The sequence below is a fragment of the Ursidibacter sp. B-7004-1 genome (genome assembly GCF_053654055.1).
This window is the reverse complement of sequence record NZ_JBSIUP010000038.1, coordinates 1-15,110: the sequence shown is the minus strand read 5'-3', so window position 1 is coordinate 15,110 and position 15,110 is coordinate 1. Positions and strand designations below refer to the sequence as shown.

General features: G+C 37.3%; 18 protein-coding genes. 5 read left to right on the top strand and 13 right to left on the bottom strand.

Translation table 11 applies throughout. The annotated features are described in order from the left end of the window. Positions 1 to 162: 162 nt before the first annotated feature. The gene (locus ACWIW0_RS10390) at positions 163 to 1,248 is read right to left on the bottom strand and encodes a tRNA/rRNA methyltransferase (RefSeq protein ID WP_454453252.1); all 1,086 of its coding nucleotides are present in this window, start codon (positions 1,246 to 1,248) and stop codon (positions 163 to 165) included. A gap of 145 nt (positions 1,249 to 1,393) precedes the next feature. On the opposite strand from ACWIW0_RS10390, the gene suhB reads away from it, so the two are divergent. Both suhB and dxs read left to right on the top strand, forming a co-directional pair. Further along, positions 1,394 to 2,206 (top strand): inositol-1-monophosphatase, encoded by an 813-nt coding sequence (gene suhB, locus ACWIW0_RS10385; RefSeq protein ID WP_454445988.1) that lies wholly within the window; start codon positions 1,394 to 1,396, stop codon positions 2,204 to 2,206. 64 nt (positions 2,207 to 2,270) lie between these two features. After that, positions 2,271 to 4,121: a 1-deoxy-D-xylulose-5-phosphate synthase gene (gene dxs / locus ACWIW0_RS10380; protein WP_454453251.1), complete on the top strand. Its 1,851-nt coding sequence runs from the start codon at positions 2,271 to 2,273 to the stop codon at positions 4,119 to 4,121. A 98-nt stretch (positions 4,122 to 4,219) separates the two neighbouring features. Here the strand turns inward: dxs and iscX are convergent, their stop codons facing one another. The 12 genes from iscX to ACWIW0_RS10320 form a co-directional block, all read right to left on the bottom strand. Then, entirely contained in the window at positions 4,220 to 4,414 is a 195-nt protein-coding gene (gene iscX, locus ACWIW0_RS10375) for a Fe-S cluster assembly protein IscX (RefSeq protein WP_006248391.1), read from the bottom strand. After that, the gene (fdx, locus tag ACWIW0_RS10370; protein ID WP_454446554.1) at positions 4,414 to 4,755 is read right to left on the bottom strand and encodes an ISC system 2Fe-2S type ferredoxin; all 342 of its coding nucleotides are present in this window, start codon (positions 4,753 to 4,755) and stop codon (positions 4,414 to 4,416) included. Before fdx ends, iscX begins: the two co-directional genes overlap by 1 nt. 9 nt (positions 4,756 to 4,764) lie before the next feature. Then, the gene (gene hscA / locus ACWIW0_RS10365; protein WP_454453250.1) at positions 4,765 to 6,621 is read right to left on the bottom strand and encodes a Fe-S protein assembly chaperone HscA; all 1,857 of its coding nucleotides are present in this window, start codon (positions 6,619 to 6,621) and stop codon (positions 4,765 to 4,767) included. A gap of 73 nt (positions 6,622 to 6,694) precedes the next feature. Continuing rightward, on the bottom strand, positions 6,695 to 7,327 hold the full coding sequence (locus ACWIW0_RS10360) for a DUF2625 family protein (RefSeq protein WP_454453249.1): 633 nt from the start codon (positions 7,325 to 7,327) through the stop codon (positions 6,695 to 6,697). Continuing rightward, positions 7,328 to 8,155: a KilA-N domain-containing protein gene (locus tag ACWIW0_RS10355; RefSeq protein ID WP_454453248.1), complete on the bottom strand. Its 828-nt coding sequence runs from the start codon at positions 8,153 to 8,155 to the stop codon at positions 7,328 to 7,330. Positions 8,156 to 8,168: 13 nt separating this feature from the next. Continuing rightward, positions 8,169 to 8,690, bottom strand: a complete 522-nt coding sequence (hscB, locus tag ACWIW0_RS10350) for a Fe-S protein assembly co-chaperone HscB (RefSeq protein WP_454453247.1) — start codon at positions 8,688 to 8,690, stop codon at positions 8,169 to 8,171. A 9-nt stretch (positions 8,691 to 8,699) separates the two neighbouring features. After that, on the bottom strand, positions 8,700 to 9,023 hold the full coding sequence (iscA, locus tag ACWIW0_RS10345) for an iron-sulfur cluster assembly protein IscA (protein WP_157394566.1): 324 nt from the start codon (positions 9,021 to 9,023) through the stop codon (positions 8,700 to 8,702). Positions 9,024 to 9,178: 155 nt separating this feature from the next. Then, positions 9,179 to 9,562 carry a Fe-S cluster assembly scaffold IscU gene (gene iscU / locus ACWIW0_RS10340; protein WP_157394567.1) on the bottom strand — a complete coding sequence of 128 codons (384 nt, stop codon included), beginning with the start codon at positions 9,560 to 9,562 and terminating at the stop codon, positions 9,179 to 9,181. 66 nt (positions 9,563 to 9,628) lie between these two features. Further along, positions 9,629 to 10,849 (bottom strand): IscS subfamily cysteine desulfurase, encoded by a 1,221-nt coding sequence (locus tag ACWIW0_RS10335; RefSeq protein ID WP_454453246.1) that lies wholly within the window; start codon positions 10,847 to 10,849, stop codon positions 9,629 to 9,631. A gap of 32 nt (positions 10,850 to 10,881) precedes the next feature. Further along, on the bottom strand, positions 10,882 to 11,331 hold the full coding sequence (locus tag ACWIW0_RS10330) for an Rrf2 family transcriptional regulator (RefSeq protein ID WP_454453245.1): 450 nt from the start codon (positions 11,329 to 11,331) through the stop codon (positions 10,882 to 10,884). 252 nt (positions 11,332 to 11,583) lie between these two features. Continuing rightward, complete coding sequence (locus ACWIW0_RS10325) at positions 11,584 to 12,165, bottom strand: Uma2 family endonuclease (protein WP_454453244.1); 582 nt, start codon at positions 12,163 to 12,165, stop codon at positions 11,584 to 11,586. Between the two features lie 35 nt (positions 12,166 to 12,200). Beyond that, a complete protein-coding gene (locus tag ACWIW0_RS10320; RefSeq protein ID WP_454453243.1) occupies positions 12,201 to 12,485 on the bottom strand; it encodes a YfcZ/YiiS family protein in 285 nt (94 codons plus the stop codon). Positions 12,486 to 12,739: 254 nt separating this feature from the next. Between ACWIW0_RS10320 and ACWIW0_RS10315 the strand changes: the two genes are divergently transcribed. The 3 genes from ACWIW0_RS10315 to ACWIW0_RS10305 form a co-directional block, all read left to right on the top strand. Further along, complete coding sequence (locus tag ACWIW0_RS10315) at positions 12,740 to 14,164, top strand: outer membrane protein transport protein (RefSeq protein ID WP_454453242.1); 1,425 nt, start codon at positions 12,740 to 12,742, stop codon at positions 14,162 to 14,164. A 68-nt stretch (positions 14,165 to 14,232) separates the two neighbouring features. Continuing rightward, the gene (locus ACWIW0_RS10310; protein WP_454453241.1) at positions 14,233 to 14,817 is read left to right on the top strand and encodes a methylated-DNA--[protein]-cysteine S-methyltransferase; all 585 of its coding nucleotides are present in this window, start codon (positions 14,233 to 14,235) and stop codon (positions 14,815 to 14,817) included. Between the two features lie 55 nt (positions 14,818 to 14,872). Continuing rightward, positions 14,873 to 15,110 (top strand): type II toxin-antitoxin system RelE/ParE family toxin (locus ACWIW0_RS10305; protein WP_454453240.1); only part of this gene is annotated, 238 nt, incomplete at its 3' end.

Genomic DNA, 15,110 nt, shown 5'->3' with positions numbered 1-15,110 from the left:
ATTGGAGTTAATTTAACAAATGATGATAAAAATGAGAGTTTCCTGTTTAGAACGTATTAATATTCAATCTAAACAAAAAAGGAAACTCTTATATTTTGTTCTATCAATCCTTTAATTTAGCAACTATTTTGCCTATTGCACTAATTATTTTCTATATACCTTCTAAAGAATATGGCTCTGATACCATTGTGCAAGAAGAATGCCTGTATTTACTGCCACATTTAAACCACTATTTAACGGGTTAGCAAATGAGAGCTGAACATTGGTATCTTCTGGATATTCCACATCATTTGCAACAACTTCACTAAGTACAAATACAATTTTTTCATTCAAAGTTGTTTTTGCTAATGCTTTAGCTTGTTTTTGACGAGTTAAATGGACAATTTGATAACCTGCATTGCGTAATTGTGCTAAAGCAATTTGTTTGTGTTTAGTTTCTAGAGAGTGGACAAACTCCAATCCCCCTTCTGCAACTCGTGCCGCATTACTGGAATTAAGGATATCATTTTGTTCCACAATAATGCCTTTTACGCCATAGAATGCACAAGTACGCATAATTCCACCTACATTTTGTGCATTATTCACCCCGTCTAATAAGACTAAGCAATCACGCTGGCGAGGGATTTGTAAGTAGCCTTCCAACGAAAATGGGGTAGATTTTTTTACTAGTAAGCAGATACCACCGTGGTGTTCAGTTCCTGTTACACGTTCCATTTCTTCACTATCAACAACGTGATAAGCCTTTTTCTGTTCGGCTAAGTAACTCAGTAGTTCTCCTGCTTTCTTCGCACCTTCAACGGTTGCCCATAAACGAATAATTGCATCTGGACGTTGTTGAAATAACGTATGACAAGCATTTTCACCATAAACTTTCATTTCTGTGGCTCGGTTATTACGAATTTTTTCAGGGGCTCTAGGTGAAAGTGGGCCTGTTTTTTTCTCCGTAGAACGACCTCCCCCTTTTACACTGATTTTTACTGAGCCTTCTCCACTGGCTCTTTTACCTTCTGTTGGGTAAATGTCGTAATTTGGGGCAATACTACCTCCTAACTTAGACTTTCTATCATCTTTACGATCATTACTACGTTCATTTCTGCGAAACTCATCATTACGTTTTTCTCTTTTTTCTTGAGTATTACGAGTATTTCGATGAGTGTTTTTATCCGATCTTGTCGATTTAAAAGTCGGTTCTCCACGTTCTTCAATACTTTTAAAACGGGGTGATTTAGTTTGAAATTTGTTATTCATAAAACTGTTCCATATAGGCAATAAAATTGGTTTCAGTATAGCAGATAAGCCACTTGTCATTATAGGCTTTTTTATTTGCCCTATTGTTTAACTTTCACTATAATTCAATTCTTTTTATGTATGTTCTTTAAAATCTGGTGGAATTATGAATCCAATGTTAAATATCGCTATTCGTGCAGCACGAAAAGCTGGCAATATTATTGCTAAAGGCTATGAATTAGCCCCCCAAGATACCCAAGTTGCTAATAAAGGCACAAATGATTATGTTACTTCTGTGGATAAAGCCGCAGAAGAAGCCATTATTGAAGTTATTCGCAAATCTTACCCTGAACACGCTATTGTGGGCGAAGAATCAGGAATTATTGCTGGTGAAAATAACGATATTCAATGGGTGATTGATCCATTAGACGGCACAACAAATTTTGTTAAACGTTTCCCACATTTCTCAGTTTCAATCGCCATTCGTGTTAATGGTCGTACCGAAGTGGGTGTTGTTTACGATCCTATCCGTAATGAATTATTCACTGCTGTGCGTGGCGAAGGTGCAAAATTAAATGAATTCCGTTTACGCATTGATAGTGAACGTCGTGATCTAAACGGTAGCATCTTAGCCACTGGTTTCCCATTTAAAGTTGCTAAACATCGTAATGCACATTTGAATATGGTTGAAGCCTTAATGAATAATGGTGTAGCTGATTTCCGCCGTACAGGTTCAGCAGCATTAGACCTTGCTTATGTTGCATCAGGTAGAATTGATGGCTATTTTGAGATTGGCTTAAAACCTTGGGATTGTGCAGCAGGCGACTTAATTGCTCGTGAAGCGGGGGCTTTAGTGACAAACTTTGTTGGTGGTACAGATTATTTAAAATCAGGTAACATCGTTGCTGGAAATGGACGTGTTGTGAAAGAGATTTTAAACAGCATTCAACCAACCTTAACTGATGAGCTAAAAGCCTAAATTTATACCTATTATTGATGATTATTTTAATGGGAAACCATTAAACTAACTATAAAGATAAATTATGCAGAAAAACTATCCTTTACTTACGCAAATTAACTCACCTGAAGATTTGCGCCTATTACCCAAAGAAAAACTTCACGCTCTATGTGATGAGCTTAGAGCTTATTTGCTCGAATCCGTCAGTCAAACAAGCGGTCATTTAGCGTCTGGTTTAGGTGTTGTTGAATTAACAGTGGCTCTGCATTATGTTTATCAAACTCCATTTGACCAACTGATTTGGGACGTTGGTCATCAAGCCTATCCACATAAAATTTTAACTGGTCGCCGAGAGCAAATGCACACTATTCGCCAAAAAGATGGACTACACCCATTCCCTTGGCGAGAAGAAAGCCTTTATGATGTATTAAGCGTTGGTCATTCATCAACATCTATCAGTGCAGGATTAGGGATCGCTGTTGCGGCTGAAAAAGAAAATGCGGGGCGTAAAACCGTTTGTGTTATCGGAGATGGTGCGATTACTGCTGGAATGGCATTTGAAGCAATTAACCACGCAGGTTCATTACATAGCGATATGTTGGTTATTCTCAATGATAATGAAATGTCTATTTCTGAGAACGTTGGGGCGTTAAATAATCATCTTGCACGCTTATTTACTGGCTCGCTCTATGGAACTTTGCGTGAAGGTGGCAAGAAATTATTGTCTGGTTTACCACCAATCAAAGAATTTGTTCGCAAAACCGAAGAACATATGAAAGGTTTTGTTTCGCCTGTTGGTACGATGTTTGAAACGTTAGGTTTTAACTATATCGGCCCTATTGACGGACACGATATTGATGAATTAATCGCTACGCTGAAGAATATGCGTAATATGTCTGGCCCACAATTCCTACATATTAAAACCAAAAAAGGAAAAGGCTATACGCCTGCTGAACAAGATCCTATTGGCTTTCACGGTGTACCTAAATTTGACCACACAAGCGGTAAGTTACCCCAAGTAAAATCTGCCCCAACCTATTCAAATATTTTTGGAAATTGGTTGTGTGAAATAGCAGAACAAGATCCAAAATTGATTGGCATCACCCCTGCAATGCGTGAAGGCTCTGGAATGGTGGAATTTTCTAAGCGTTTTCCTGAACAGTATTTTGATGTTGCTATTGCAGAACAACACGCCGTTACATTTGCAGCAGGTTTAGCGATTGCTGGATATAAGCCCGTAGTAGCAATCTATTCCAGTTTCTTACAACGTGCTTACGATCAGCTTATTCACGATGTTGCGATCCAAAATCTCCCTGTTATTTTTGCGATTGACAGAGCAGGTATTGTCGGTGCAGATGGACAAACTCATCAAGGGGCATTTGATTTAAGTTTTATGCGTTGTATTCCAAATATGACGATTATGACACCAAGTGATGAAAATGAGATGCGTCAGATGCTCTATACCGCTTATAAAATGAATACACCAAGTGCAATTCGCTATCCTCGTGGTAATGCTCAAGGCGTTGAATTACAGCCATTAGACGCTTTAGAAATCGGTAAAGCCAATGTCTTAAGACAAGGGGAAAAAGTTGCTATTCTGAATTTTGGTACACTACTTAGTGAAGCCAAACAAGTTGCAGAACAGTATAATTATACGCTTGTAGATATGCGTTTCGTTAAACCATTAGATGAAAAGATTATTGCAGAACTTGCTGATAGCCATCAATTACTTGTTACACTCGAAGAAAATGCGATTCAAGGCGGTGCTGGTAGTGCGGTTAATGAATATTTGCAAAAAATTGGCAAAATCAAACCGCTTATGATGTTAGGTATTCCTGATTTCTTTATCCCTCAAGCAACCCAAGCTGAAGCCTATGCAGAGTTAGGTTTAACGGCGGAAAATATTTCAGATAAAATCAAAAGCACCCTATTATAGTTTTTATAAAAATAGGTTAAAGTACATAAACTTTAACCTATTTTGTCCATTACATCTACTTTTGTAGTATCGATTTTTAGTCAAAATGAGAAGAAATTTTACTCGTACTCTTCCAACCAAATCGTTAAAATTGCTTCAAGAATATGTTCATTTGATGCTTCTGGATCATCATCGAAATCTTCCATTTCGCAAATCCATTTATGCATATCGGTAAAACGTACGGTTGTTGGATCTAAATCTGGATTCATATCATACAGATTTTCTGCGATCATTCGGGTATCTGTCCATTTCATTAGTGTGCAGCCTCATTTGCGTGATTTAAGTTATATTTTGGAATTTCAACGACAAGGTCTTCTTTTCCAACAACACATTGACAAGACAGGCGACTATCCATTTCCAAGCCCCAAGCCTTGTCTAGCATATCTTCTTCTTGCTCAGTTGTTTCATTTAATGAATCATAACCTTCACGAATCACAACGTGGCAAGTTGTACAAGCACAAGAGCAGTCACAAGCGTGGTGAATTTCAACGCCTGCGTTGTGTGCAACTTCTAATAAGTTTTCACCTTCTTGAGCTTCAATAACCATACCCTCTGGGCAAAATTCTTCATTCGGAAGAAAAACAATCTTTGGCATAATATCCTCTTATTTAATAATTTCATCAACAGTTTTACCTGCTAATGCTTTCTGAATAGATAAATTCATTCGTCTTGCAGCAAATTCTTGAGTGGCAAGATCAACATCTTTAATTCCTTGTTGAATTGCTTGACGATCTGTTTGCTGTTTAGCAGCAATCAGTTTTGCTAATTCCTGTTCAATCGCTTTAAACTCTTCAACAGTGAGTAATGTTGCACCATCTTCTTGTAAGGCAATGACTACTTGATCGATTACCCGATCTGCATCAACTCGAACTTCAGCAAGCTGACGAGCTTCCATATCTTCTTTGGCATTTGCCATTGATGAGCGGATCATTTCTGTCACTTCATCATCGGTTAATCCATAAGATGGTTTAATTTGGATAGATGCCTGCACTTTAGTTGATTTTTCCATTGCGGTTACACTTAATAAACCATCGGCATCAACTTGATAAGTTACTCGAATATGAGCAGCTCCTGCAACCATTGGTGGAATACCACGCAACGTAAAACGCCCTAAAGAGCGACAATCATCAACTAGCTCACGTTCTCCTTGTACAACGTGAACCGTCATTGCAGTTTGTCCATCTTTGAATGTCGTAAATTCTTGAGCCTTTGCCACAGGAATTGTGGTATTGCGTGGAATAATTTTCTCGACTAAACCACCCATTGTTTCAATACCTAAAGATAATGGCACAACATCAAGAAGTAGCATTTCAGAATCAGGTTTATTACCCACTAATATATCTGCTTGAATTGCTGCACCTAAGGCAACTACTTTATCTGGGTCAATAGATGTTAATGGCGTACGTCCAAAAAACTCGCCCACTTGCTCACGCACAAATGGCACTCGTGTTGAGCCACCAACCATTACCACTTCACGCACTTCACTTGCTGCGACACCTGCATCTTTTAAGGCTCTACGGCAAGTCATCAAAGAACGTTTAACAAGCGGTTGGATTAGCTCATTAAATTGCAAACGGTTGATTTCGCCACTCCAGTTTGCAAAATTCACAGAGAAACTCTCCGCTTGTGAAAGAGCCACTTTCACTTGAGTTGCTAAAGTTAAAAGTTCTCGTTGTTGGCTGGCATTTTCAGGTTTAAATCCTGCTTGTTCAGCAATCCAATTTGCTAATAAATGGTCAAAATCATCGCCACCAAGAGCAGTATCTCCGCCTGTGGCTAACACTTCAAACACACCACGACTTAAACGTAAAATTGAAATATCAAAAGTACCGCCACCTAGATCATAAACGGCAATAACTCCTTCTTGTCCGCTATCTAAACCGTAAGCAATAGCTGCTGCGGTTGGTTCGTTCAGTAAACGTAATACATTTAGCCCTGCTAAACGTGCTGCGTCTTTAGTACTTTGACGTTGTGCATCATCAAAATAAGCAGGTACTGTGATCACAACCCCTGACAATTCACCGGCTAGACGCTGTTCTGCAAATTGATTTAAATGACTTAAAATATCTGCCGATACTTCAATCGGGCTTTTATTCCCTTGCGGGGTTTGAATCAGTGGTAAGCCATTTTCACTCGCAACAAATTGATAAGGTAAATTATGATACCGCTGTTCAACATCTGCTAAAGAGCGACCAATTAGACGCTTTACCGATACAATCGTATTTTGTGGCTCACTAGTTGCTTTCTCAAAAGCCTCAATGCCAACCAGTTTATCTTCAGGAGCGTAATAAACGACTGATGGAACTAACGCTCGCTCTTTTTCATCTAGCAACACCTGTGCTTGACCACTACGCACACTTGCGACTAATGAGTTAGTTGTACCTAAATCAATTCCCACCGCTAATTTGTGCTGGTGAGGAGCTGCCATTTGTCCTGGTTCTGCAATTTGAAGTAATGCCATTTTTATCTCTTTTATCTATCTTTCTATATATAAATTATTCTCTCTCCTATTGGTGGAGAGAATGTTGCAATGCTTAATTCACCGCATATCCCATATCGTCAGGAGCGAATGTTGCTTGATAGTGGCGTTCAATCGGTTGAATTTGTTTGGTCTCAACGTTAATTACTTGATTACCACTTATTTTTTCAATCTCTTTTTGCCAGTTTTCCCAACGTAAATCGTGGTAAAAACTTGCAATATCTGCCGTTAAAGCCCAGCCAAGAAATTGAGAATAGTTTAGACCGATACTTTCCCATTTCTGTTTTTTCGGGTGGAAATAATGAACTAACCCAACTTTATCGCCTAGCCCACCACCATTGATCGCAAAATAACCGCCGACAACATCATCTGCAATCAGTAAATGGAATGGTCTTTCACCCGATTGTTCAAAGGTTTTACCAAAATTCCATTCAAAAAAACCGCGAGATAATTTTGAATTGCCTGAACCTAGAATGCGTAACCAACCGTAATCGATAAGCAATCCACCTGTATAAAAAATCATTGAACCAAGTGGCGTTGCCGTTGAAAGTTGCATTCCTACTAGTTCTTTACTCGCATTTTCAACATCAGGATCTAGCACTTCATAATGATTGTTAGCTGAGTCAAACCACGTTTTTACAATATTCCAAGCAGGATTTTGATCTACTAGTTCTTCTAATGATTTCATTTAATTATTCTCTAACATTACTGCTTTCATATCCAGCAAATTGAAAGTTAATACTTGTAATTGGCGAATTGCCATTTCATTTAACTGAATCAAACGTTGCTCTTGAGAGATATTCATATGAATGAGTTCAGCATTCATACTTTCTAAATTAGCTAATACTAATAGTTGTTCAATGGATGCATAATCTCTTATATTGCCTTCTTTTTTCGGGTTAGCCTCCCTCCATTGCTTAGCCGTTAGCCCAAATAATGCCATATTTAATAAATCAGCTTCTGTTGCATATATTATAGATGTTTGAGAGGCTGTCAGTTTATTGGGAATTATCTGACTTTTTATTGCATCTGTGTGAATACGATAGTTTACCTTCGCTAAGGTTCGATGAATATTCCAAGGGTTTGCTAAACGTTTTTGCTCTTCTTCTTTTAGTTGCTGATACTCACGAATGAGGTAAATTTTGAATTCTGGGCTAATCCACATTCCAAACTCAAAAGCGATATCCTTATGAGCATAGGTTCCCCCATAACGACCAGCTTTAGCTTGTAAACCAATTGCATTTGTTTTAGCAACCCATTCTTTGACACTAATTTTGTAGCTATTCAGTCCAGCTTGACTTTTAATTATGGCGAATTCGCCATAATTAAAATTAGGGTTATAGATACTTTCCCAAATACCTAAAAATTCAATCGTATTACGATTTCTCAACCAATCTGTAATAAAAAAATCGCCATCTTTTGCCTTTAACATATCTGTTAGAGAGATATAATCTTGCTCATCAGTTTGAATTAAACTAACTTCTGTGTTTTTAACAATTATGGTTGATTTTTTCATTACTTATGTTTCCCTAAAAATCAAACAATTTTTCTTCCACTCGCTCGATTTCTACCAATAGTTTCTTAATAAAACGAAGTTTATCACTGACTATTAGTGCATTTTCCCATTGTTGTTGAGCTAACAAATTAGTTAATTGTTCGATTATTTTTTTCTGTTCTAGCTCAATTTCTTGGGTAAATGCAGTGAGCTTTGTTTCATTCTTGCTTGTTTCAATGCTTTCTAAGGTTTCACGCCATTCTAGTTGTTGCATTAGAAAAGCCATATCTCGCTGACTTTTTTGCTCAATATCTCGATTTTCACCTGTGTGAATTTGAATAATACTTTCTGCTCGTAAAATAGGGTCTTTTAAAATGTGTAGAGCATCATTCACTTCTGCCGATTTTTGCATTGCTAAACGCTGTTCTGTACTTGAACTTGCTGAAAAATTGTCAGGGTGAAGAGATTTCTGTAACGCTAAATAACGTTCTGATAGCTGAGCGGAATCAATTTCAAATTGCACAGGTAAATTAAATAACTCAAATGGGTTTGCCATTTTTAACTCCTATACATTAAAACTTTCGCCACAACCACATTCATTCTTAACGTTTGGATTGTTATACTTAAACCCTTCGTTTAAACCTTCCTTAACATAATCTAATTCGGTGCCACTAAGGTAAACAAGACTCTTTTCATCAACAATAACTTTTACGCCATATTGTTCAAACACTTGATCATCTTCGTTTAAGACATCAACAAATTCAAGTACATACGCTAATCCTGAACAACCCGATGTTTTAACACCCAGTCGCAATCCAATACCTTTTCCTCTATTTTCTAAAAAGGTGCGTACTCGATTTGCGGCTGCTTCAGTTAGGGTAATACTCATTTTTTCTCCTTGCTTGAATATAATCAGTTTTAAAACTATTTAATTTTACTCTATATAAATTGGTACTGAAATAACTTTAAAATTGACTATAAATTTAAAATACAAGCGGTCAGTTCTCGCAAAAATTTTGCAAGAACCAACCGCTTATTCAAGCATTACTTAGCTTGTTTCTCTTTATAGTCTGCGATTGCTGCTTTAATTGCATCTTCTGCAAGAATTGAGCAGTGTACTTTTACAGGTGGTAATTCAAGCTCTTCTGCGATGTCGCTGTTTTTAATTTGTGCAGCTTCATCTAATGATTTACCTTTTACCCATTCAGTGATCAATGAACTTGACGCAATTGCTGAACCACAACCATATGCTTTAAAGCGAGCATCTTCAATGATACCTGCATCATTTACTTTAATTTGTAAACGTAGAATATCACCACAAGCTGGTGCTCCTACCATTCCTGTACCAATATCTGTTGCTTCTTTATCAAAAGTACCAACATTGCGTGGGTTTTCATAGTGATCAATAACTTTATCGCTGTATGCCATTTTGTATTCCTTTTTGTTTAAGGCGTATGAGCTACGCCCGAGATAATTAAATTATGCGGTGATAAATTAGTGGTGATTCCACTCAATAGCATCTAAATCAACGCCATCTTTAAACATTTCCCAAAGTGGAGAAAGTTCACGTAATTTATTTACGGCTTTTTTCACGATTTCGATCGTGTGATCGATTTCTTCTTCCGTTGTCCAACGACCAATAGAGAAACGAATTGAGCTATGTGCTAATTCATCGTTTAAACCTAATGCACGAAGTACATAAGATGGCTCTAAACTTGCAGATGTACAAGCTGAACCTGATGATACTGCGATGTCTTTTAATGACATCATCATTGATTCACCTTCCACGAAGTTAAAGCTGATATTTAAGTTACTATCAACACGTTTACCTTCTTCCATTGTACCGTTTACATAAACTTCTTCCATTCCTTCAAAGCCTTTGTATAAACGGTCACGCAATGCTTTAATGCGTGGCATTTCTGTTGCCATTTCTTCTTTAGCAATACGATATGCTTCACCCATACCAACGATTTGGTGTACTGGTAATGTACCTGAACGCATACCACGTTCGTGACCACCACCGTGAATGATTGCTTCTAAACGTACGCGTGGTTTACGGCATACATATAAGCCACCGATACCTTTTGGTCCGTATAATTTGTGGCTTGAGAATGACATTAAATCAACGTTTAATTCTTGTACGTTTACTGGAATTTTACCGACTGATTGGGTTGCATCAACGTGGAAAATAATTTTCTTCGCACGGCAAATTTTACCGATCTCTGCGATTGGTTGAATGACACCAATTTCGTTATTTACGTGCATCACAGAAACTAAAATTGTATCTGGACGAATTGCAGCTTCTAATTCAGCAACATCAACTAAGCCGTTTGTTTCAGGCTCTAAGTAAGTTACTTCAAAACCTTCACGCTCTAATTGACGGCAAGTATCTAACACCGCTTTATGCTCAGTTTTGATAGTAATAATATGCTTACCTTTTGTTTGGTAGAAATGTGCAGCACCTTTAATAGCAAGGTTATCAGATTCTGTTGCACCTGATGTGAAAACGATTTCACGAGCATCTGCACCGATTAAATCTGCGATTTGGTTACGAGCAATATCAACAGCTTCTTCTGCTTCCCACCCAAATTTATGTGAGCGAGACGCTGGGTTTCCGAAGATACCGTCTTTTGTCATATATTCCATCATTTTTTTCGCAACACGTTCGTCCATTGGTGTAGTTGCTGCATAATCCAAATAAATTGGTAATTTCATTGTTACTCCTAAGTTAAGCAAATGCTTTTTATTTAATGGCGATGGTGTTCGTGGCAATGTGCTTTTTCACAATCGTGATCACGATGTTCTTCCACCAGCTCTGCCAAAGTAATTGTATGTAAAAATTGTTCAATCTGAATTTCTAATCTTTCCCACAATGAATGGGTTAGGCATTGGCTATTATTACTGCAATTCCCGCTCCCTTTACATTTTGATACATCAACGCTTTCATTTACTGCTGTGATGATCATTCCCACATTGATTTCATCTGGGGTTTTACCTAATTGATAGCCACCGCCCGGACCTCTTACACTATGAACAATCCCTTCACGGCGTAATTGTGCAAAAAGCTGTTCTAAATAAGAAAGCGAAATTGCTTGGCGTTCAGCTATATCAGCAAGGCTTACAGGCAATGATTTACCGTGTAAAGCAATATCTAAAATCGCTGTTACCGCATAGCGACCTCTTGATGTCAATTTCATACATTTAGCCTTATTTACGAATGACCATTTAGTAGGCACAAATTCTGATATACCCTACTAATTTAGTCAAGTTTTTTTGGGTTATTGAATTGAAAGGTTTTAGTGATTAATTGAAAAAATTCGAGAGAATATCCCGAATTTCAGATTATTGACAAATAAAGTATTTTTATGTAGAGATACTACATTAGCGTCTATTTATTAAATATAACAAGTTAAGGTTTATCAGTACTCTGACAATGCCAAATAGCTGTTTTATAAATCATATAATCCTTCTGTTGAAAAACTCAATGCGGGGAATTTCACCGAAGTAATAATTTCATCTTCAACCACAGGGGCGATACCAATATAACGCCCATTTTCAAGTAGATAAATGTGGATATTCCGTTCTTCAGGACGAACAACCCAATACTCACTAACACCTTGTTCTTGATACAGCTCATATTTATCTTTCATTTCTCGCTTAGAATTGCCTGGCGATAAAATTTCAATAATTAAATCTGGTGCCCCAATACAACCTTGTTCATCTAATTTGTTCGGATCGCAAATTACACATAAATCAGGTTGAACAACGGTTTTTACATTGCCATTTTCATCAGGAAAACGAACATCAAAAGGGGCAACATATAGCTGACACTGATGATTATCAAAAACGTTAGCAAGTTGTAACGTTAATTTCATTGAGATACGTTGATGCAACCTATTAGGTGCTAGCGACATTGCTAGAATTTTACCTTTGATAATTTCTACGCGTTCTTTTAATTGCCATAAAAGATAGTCGGAGTAACTGTAACTACGGTTTAGATCTAACTGTTCTAGACTAGTTATTACGCTCATTTTCTATCTCCTTACAATTAAGACAAATCTTAAAATTATCTTGTTGATAGCTGAAAAATCATTGTTTCTGCCTGACAACTAAAATCAAAACGAGCAGCTAACTCATAGCCATTAGCTACTGACTTAATTTCACTCGTAATTTGGCAAGGTTCAGACTCTGCGGCTCTTGCTTTGCTGGTTAAATAAGCTAACGCATCTTCTGCTTCTGATTGGGTTGCATAAACTTGTGAGAAATCAACCGCACAATCGCTGTTATCAATAATAGTGCCAACATCAACACAACAACACATTGGGCTTTCATTTGCTTTACATTCAGCCATTTTTCACCTCATTTTAGTCGATAAATAATTGTAGAATAGTTGAGATTATTTTACTCTTGTTAATTTCTAATCGCAAACATTACCTATATTTCATTCAAATAAGTTCAATCCAACTGGTCGGAACTCTTTGCAAAATTGTTAAATTACATTGCTTGATAACATCTAGCTCCGTAGAATCACGCTCGTTTTATATTTGCAAGTGGTTAGCAAAATAATTTTACAATCTAACCGCTTATTTTATGGAGAATTACCCAATGACTAAATTTACAAAAACAACGCTAGCTACAATTTTCACTTTTTCAGCCGCAGGGGCTTCTGCAGCCGCATTCCAACTTGCTGAAGTCTCTACTTCTGGTTTAGGTATGGCATACGCAGGTAATGCTGCCGTTGCTAATGACGCTTCTGTTGTCGCCACAAACCCTGCTTTAATGACTAAATTTAAACAAGTTGAAATTTCTGCGGGTGGGGTTTATGTAGATTCAGATATTCACATTTCAGGCAGATTAGTTTCTGGTCAAAATGCATCTCACAGAAACATTGTTCCAAATGCAATCGTACCAAATGCTTATATTGTCGCACCTATTAATGATCGTTTTTCTGTAGGTGGCGGTGTAAATGTAAACTACGGTTTAAAATCAGAATTTAATTCAAATTATAGTGCTGGCTTCTTCGGTGGTAGAACGGATCTTTCTGCTGTAAATGTTAATTTAAGCGGTGCCTATAATTTAGGTTATGGCTTTAGTATTGGTGCTGGTGTAAATGCTGTTCACGCTAAAGCAACACTAGAACGCTACTTAGGTAACTCAGTGGAAGTTGCTCAAGCAAAAGTACAAGCAGGATTGCAACAAATTGAAGCTGGTATCAATCAAATACAAGCGTTACCACAGCAAGCACAAAATTCACCACAGGTTCAGGCAACACTTGCTAATTTAAATGCAAGAAAAGCAGGACTAGAAGCAACAGCTAGAGGATTAACTCAAATCAATGCGTTAACGAAAGAAAGCGATACAATCCACAAACTTAAAGGCGATAAATGGGGATTTGGTTGGAACGTTGGTTTACTCTATGAAATCAATGAAAATAACCGCTTAGGTTTTGCATACCACTCGCCAATCAAATTGAATTTCAAAGGTAAATACTCAAATACGGTGGCAGTCGCTATTCCAAGTGTTGTTGATACAATAACGGGTGGAGCTACGCTTCCTGGTTCACTTTCATTAACCTTACCATCATTCTGGGAGGTATCAGGTTTCCATAAATTAACCGAAAAATTAGCGGTTCAATATAGCTATAAACGTACTAACTGGAGTTCATTTAAGAGTTTAAATGCTTACTCTGCAAATGGTAATGAATTATTCCATAAAACAGAAAACTTCAACGATGCATCACGCATTGCATTAGGTTTCTCTTATGATGTGAATGAAGCATTAACATTACGCACTGGTGTGGCTTATGACGAGAGTGCTAGCATCACTAACCCATCAATTTCAATTCCAGATACCGATCGTACTTGGTATTCATTCGGTGCAACTTACCGCTTTACGCCAAATCTTTCTGCTGATTTAGGCTACTCACACCTTCGTGGTAGCAAAAATGCATTCAATGAAGATGGTTTAGCCGATTTCAAAGTGAAAGCGAAAGCAAATCTTTACGGTTTAAATGTGAATTATAAATTCTAAAATGCTCTAGAATAATCCTCAAAGGCGTGTACACTACGGTGACACGCCTTTTTCTTTTAGGATAACAAATGCAAACATATTACCAATTTTATTCATCACCCGTTGGCAAATTACTGCTTATTGCTCAAGAGAAAGGGCTTATTGGTGTCGAATTTGAACAAGAACAACGCCCTTATTCCATTGAAAACTGGCTAGAAGTTACCGAAACAAGCGGTGAGATTAGTCATATTTTTTGCAAAACATCAAATATTTTAGACCGCTATTTCGCAGGGGATACTATTGAATTTTCGCAATTAGATTTTCTTGCCCCTATCGGTACGTCTTTTCAACAATCTGTTTGGCAATTACTTTCAGCCATTCCTTATGGAAAAACCACTAGCTATGGGGAGTTAGCCAAACAACTCGGCAAACCCAATGCAATGCGGGCAGTAGGTGGTGCAGTTGGGCGTAACCCAATTTCTATTTTAATTCCTTGCCATCGTGTACTTGGTAAAAATCAAGCCTTAACAGGATTTGGTGGTGGTTTACCGACCAAGCGTTATTTGTTACAACTTGAGGGTATTTCTTATCAAGATAAAGGGATTGAATTTGTCAAAGCAAAAAATAAAAATTGGGTTAATAAGAATATGGATATAAATTCTAAATTATCTTGAAAGACATTTCTTTAAAGTTATAATAAGAACAAATTTAGACCATAATATAACTTATATGTTTGAATTACTATTCCACCCACAGGCTTTTTCCGAAATAGAAGAACTTGATGATGTAATGAAAGCAAAACTATTAGCCAAATTGGATAAACTTGAACTCTTGGGTAATGAGCTTCGCTTTCCTGATACTCGCCCAATTAAGCAAGGATTATTTGAATTGCGTGTAGGTAAAAAAGATATTAGTCAGACTGATGACAAACCCCAATTTGTTGTATTCAATAAACGGACGCCAGCGT

Bases quoted from the DNA above. Each gene is read 5' to 3' on its own strand.
- ACWIW0_RS10390 (WP_454453252.1), bottom strand. From the start codon at position 1,248: ATGAATAACAAATTTCAAACTAAATCACCCCGTTTTAAAAGTATTGAA.
- suhB (WP_454445988.1), top strand. From the start codon at position 1,394: ATGAATCCAATGTTAAATATCGCTATTCGTGCAGCACGAAAAGCTGGC.
- dxs (WP_454453251.1), top strand. From the start codon at position 2,271: ATGCAGAAAAACTATCCTTTACTTACGCAAATTAACTCACCTGAAGAT.
- iscX (WP_006248391.1), bottom strand. From the start codon at position 4,414: ATGAAATGGACAGATACCCGAATGATCGCAGAAAATCTGTATGATATG.
- fdx (WP_454446554.1), bottom strand. From the start codon at position 4,755: ATGCCAAAGATTGTTTTTCTTCCGAATGAAGAATTTTGCCCAGAGGGT.
- hscA (WP_454453250.1), bottom strand. From the start codon at position 6,621: ATGGCATTACTTCAAATTGCAGAACCAGGACAAATGGCAGCTCCTCAC.
- ACWIW0_RS10360 (WP_454453249.1), bottom strand. From the start codon at position 7,327: ATGAAATCATTAGAAGAACTAGTAGATCAAAATCCTGCTTGGAATATT.
- ACWIW0_RS10355 (WP_454453248.1), bottom strand. From the start codon at position 8,155: ATGAAAAAATCAACCATAATTGTTAAAAACACAGAAGTTAGTTTAATT.
- hscB (WP_454453247.1), bottom strand. From the start codon at position 8,690: ATGGCAAACCCATTTGAGTTATTTAATTTACCTGTGCAATTTGAAATT.
- iscA (WP_157394566.1), bottom strand. From the start codon at position 9,023: ATGAGTATTACCCTAACTGAAGCAGCCGCAAATCGAGTACGCACCTTT.
- iscU (WP_157394567.1), bottom strand. From the start codon at position 9,562: ATGGCATACAGCGATAAAGTTATTGATCACTATGAAAACCCACGCAAT.
- ACWIW0_RS10335 (WP_454453246.1), bottom strand. From the start codon at position 10,849: ATGAAATTACCAATTTATTTGGATTATGCAGCAACTACACCAATGGAC.
- ACWIW0_RS10330 (WP_454453245.1), bottom strand. From the start codon at position 11,331: ATGAAATTGACATCAAGAGGTCGCTATGCGGTAACAGCGATTTTAGAT.
- ACWIW0_RS10325 (WP_454453244.1), bottom strand. From the start codon at position 12,165: ATGAGCGTAATAACTAGTCTAGAACAGTTAGATCTAAACCGTAGTTAC.
- ACWIW0_RS10320 (WP_454453243.1), bottom strand. From the start codon at position 12,485: ATGGCTGAATGTAAAGCAAATGAAAGCCCAATGTGTTGTTGTGTTGAT.
- ACWIW0_RS10315 (WP_454453242.1), top strand. From the start codon at position 12,740: ATGACTAAATTTACAAAAACAACGCTAGCTACAATTTTCACTTTTTCA.
- ACWIW0_RS10310 (WP_454453241.1), top strand. From the start codon at position 14,233: ATGCAAACATATTACCAATTTTATTCATCACCCGTTGGCAAATTACTG.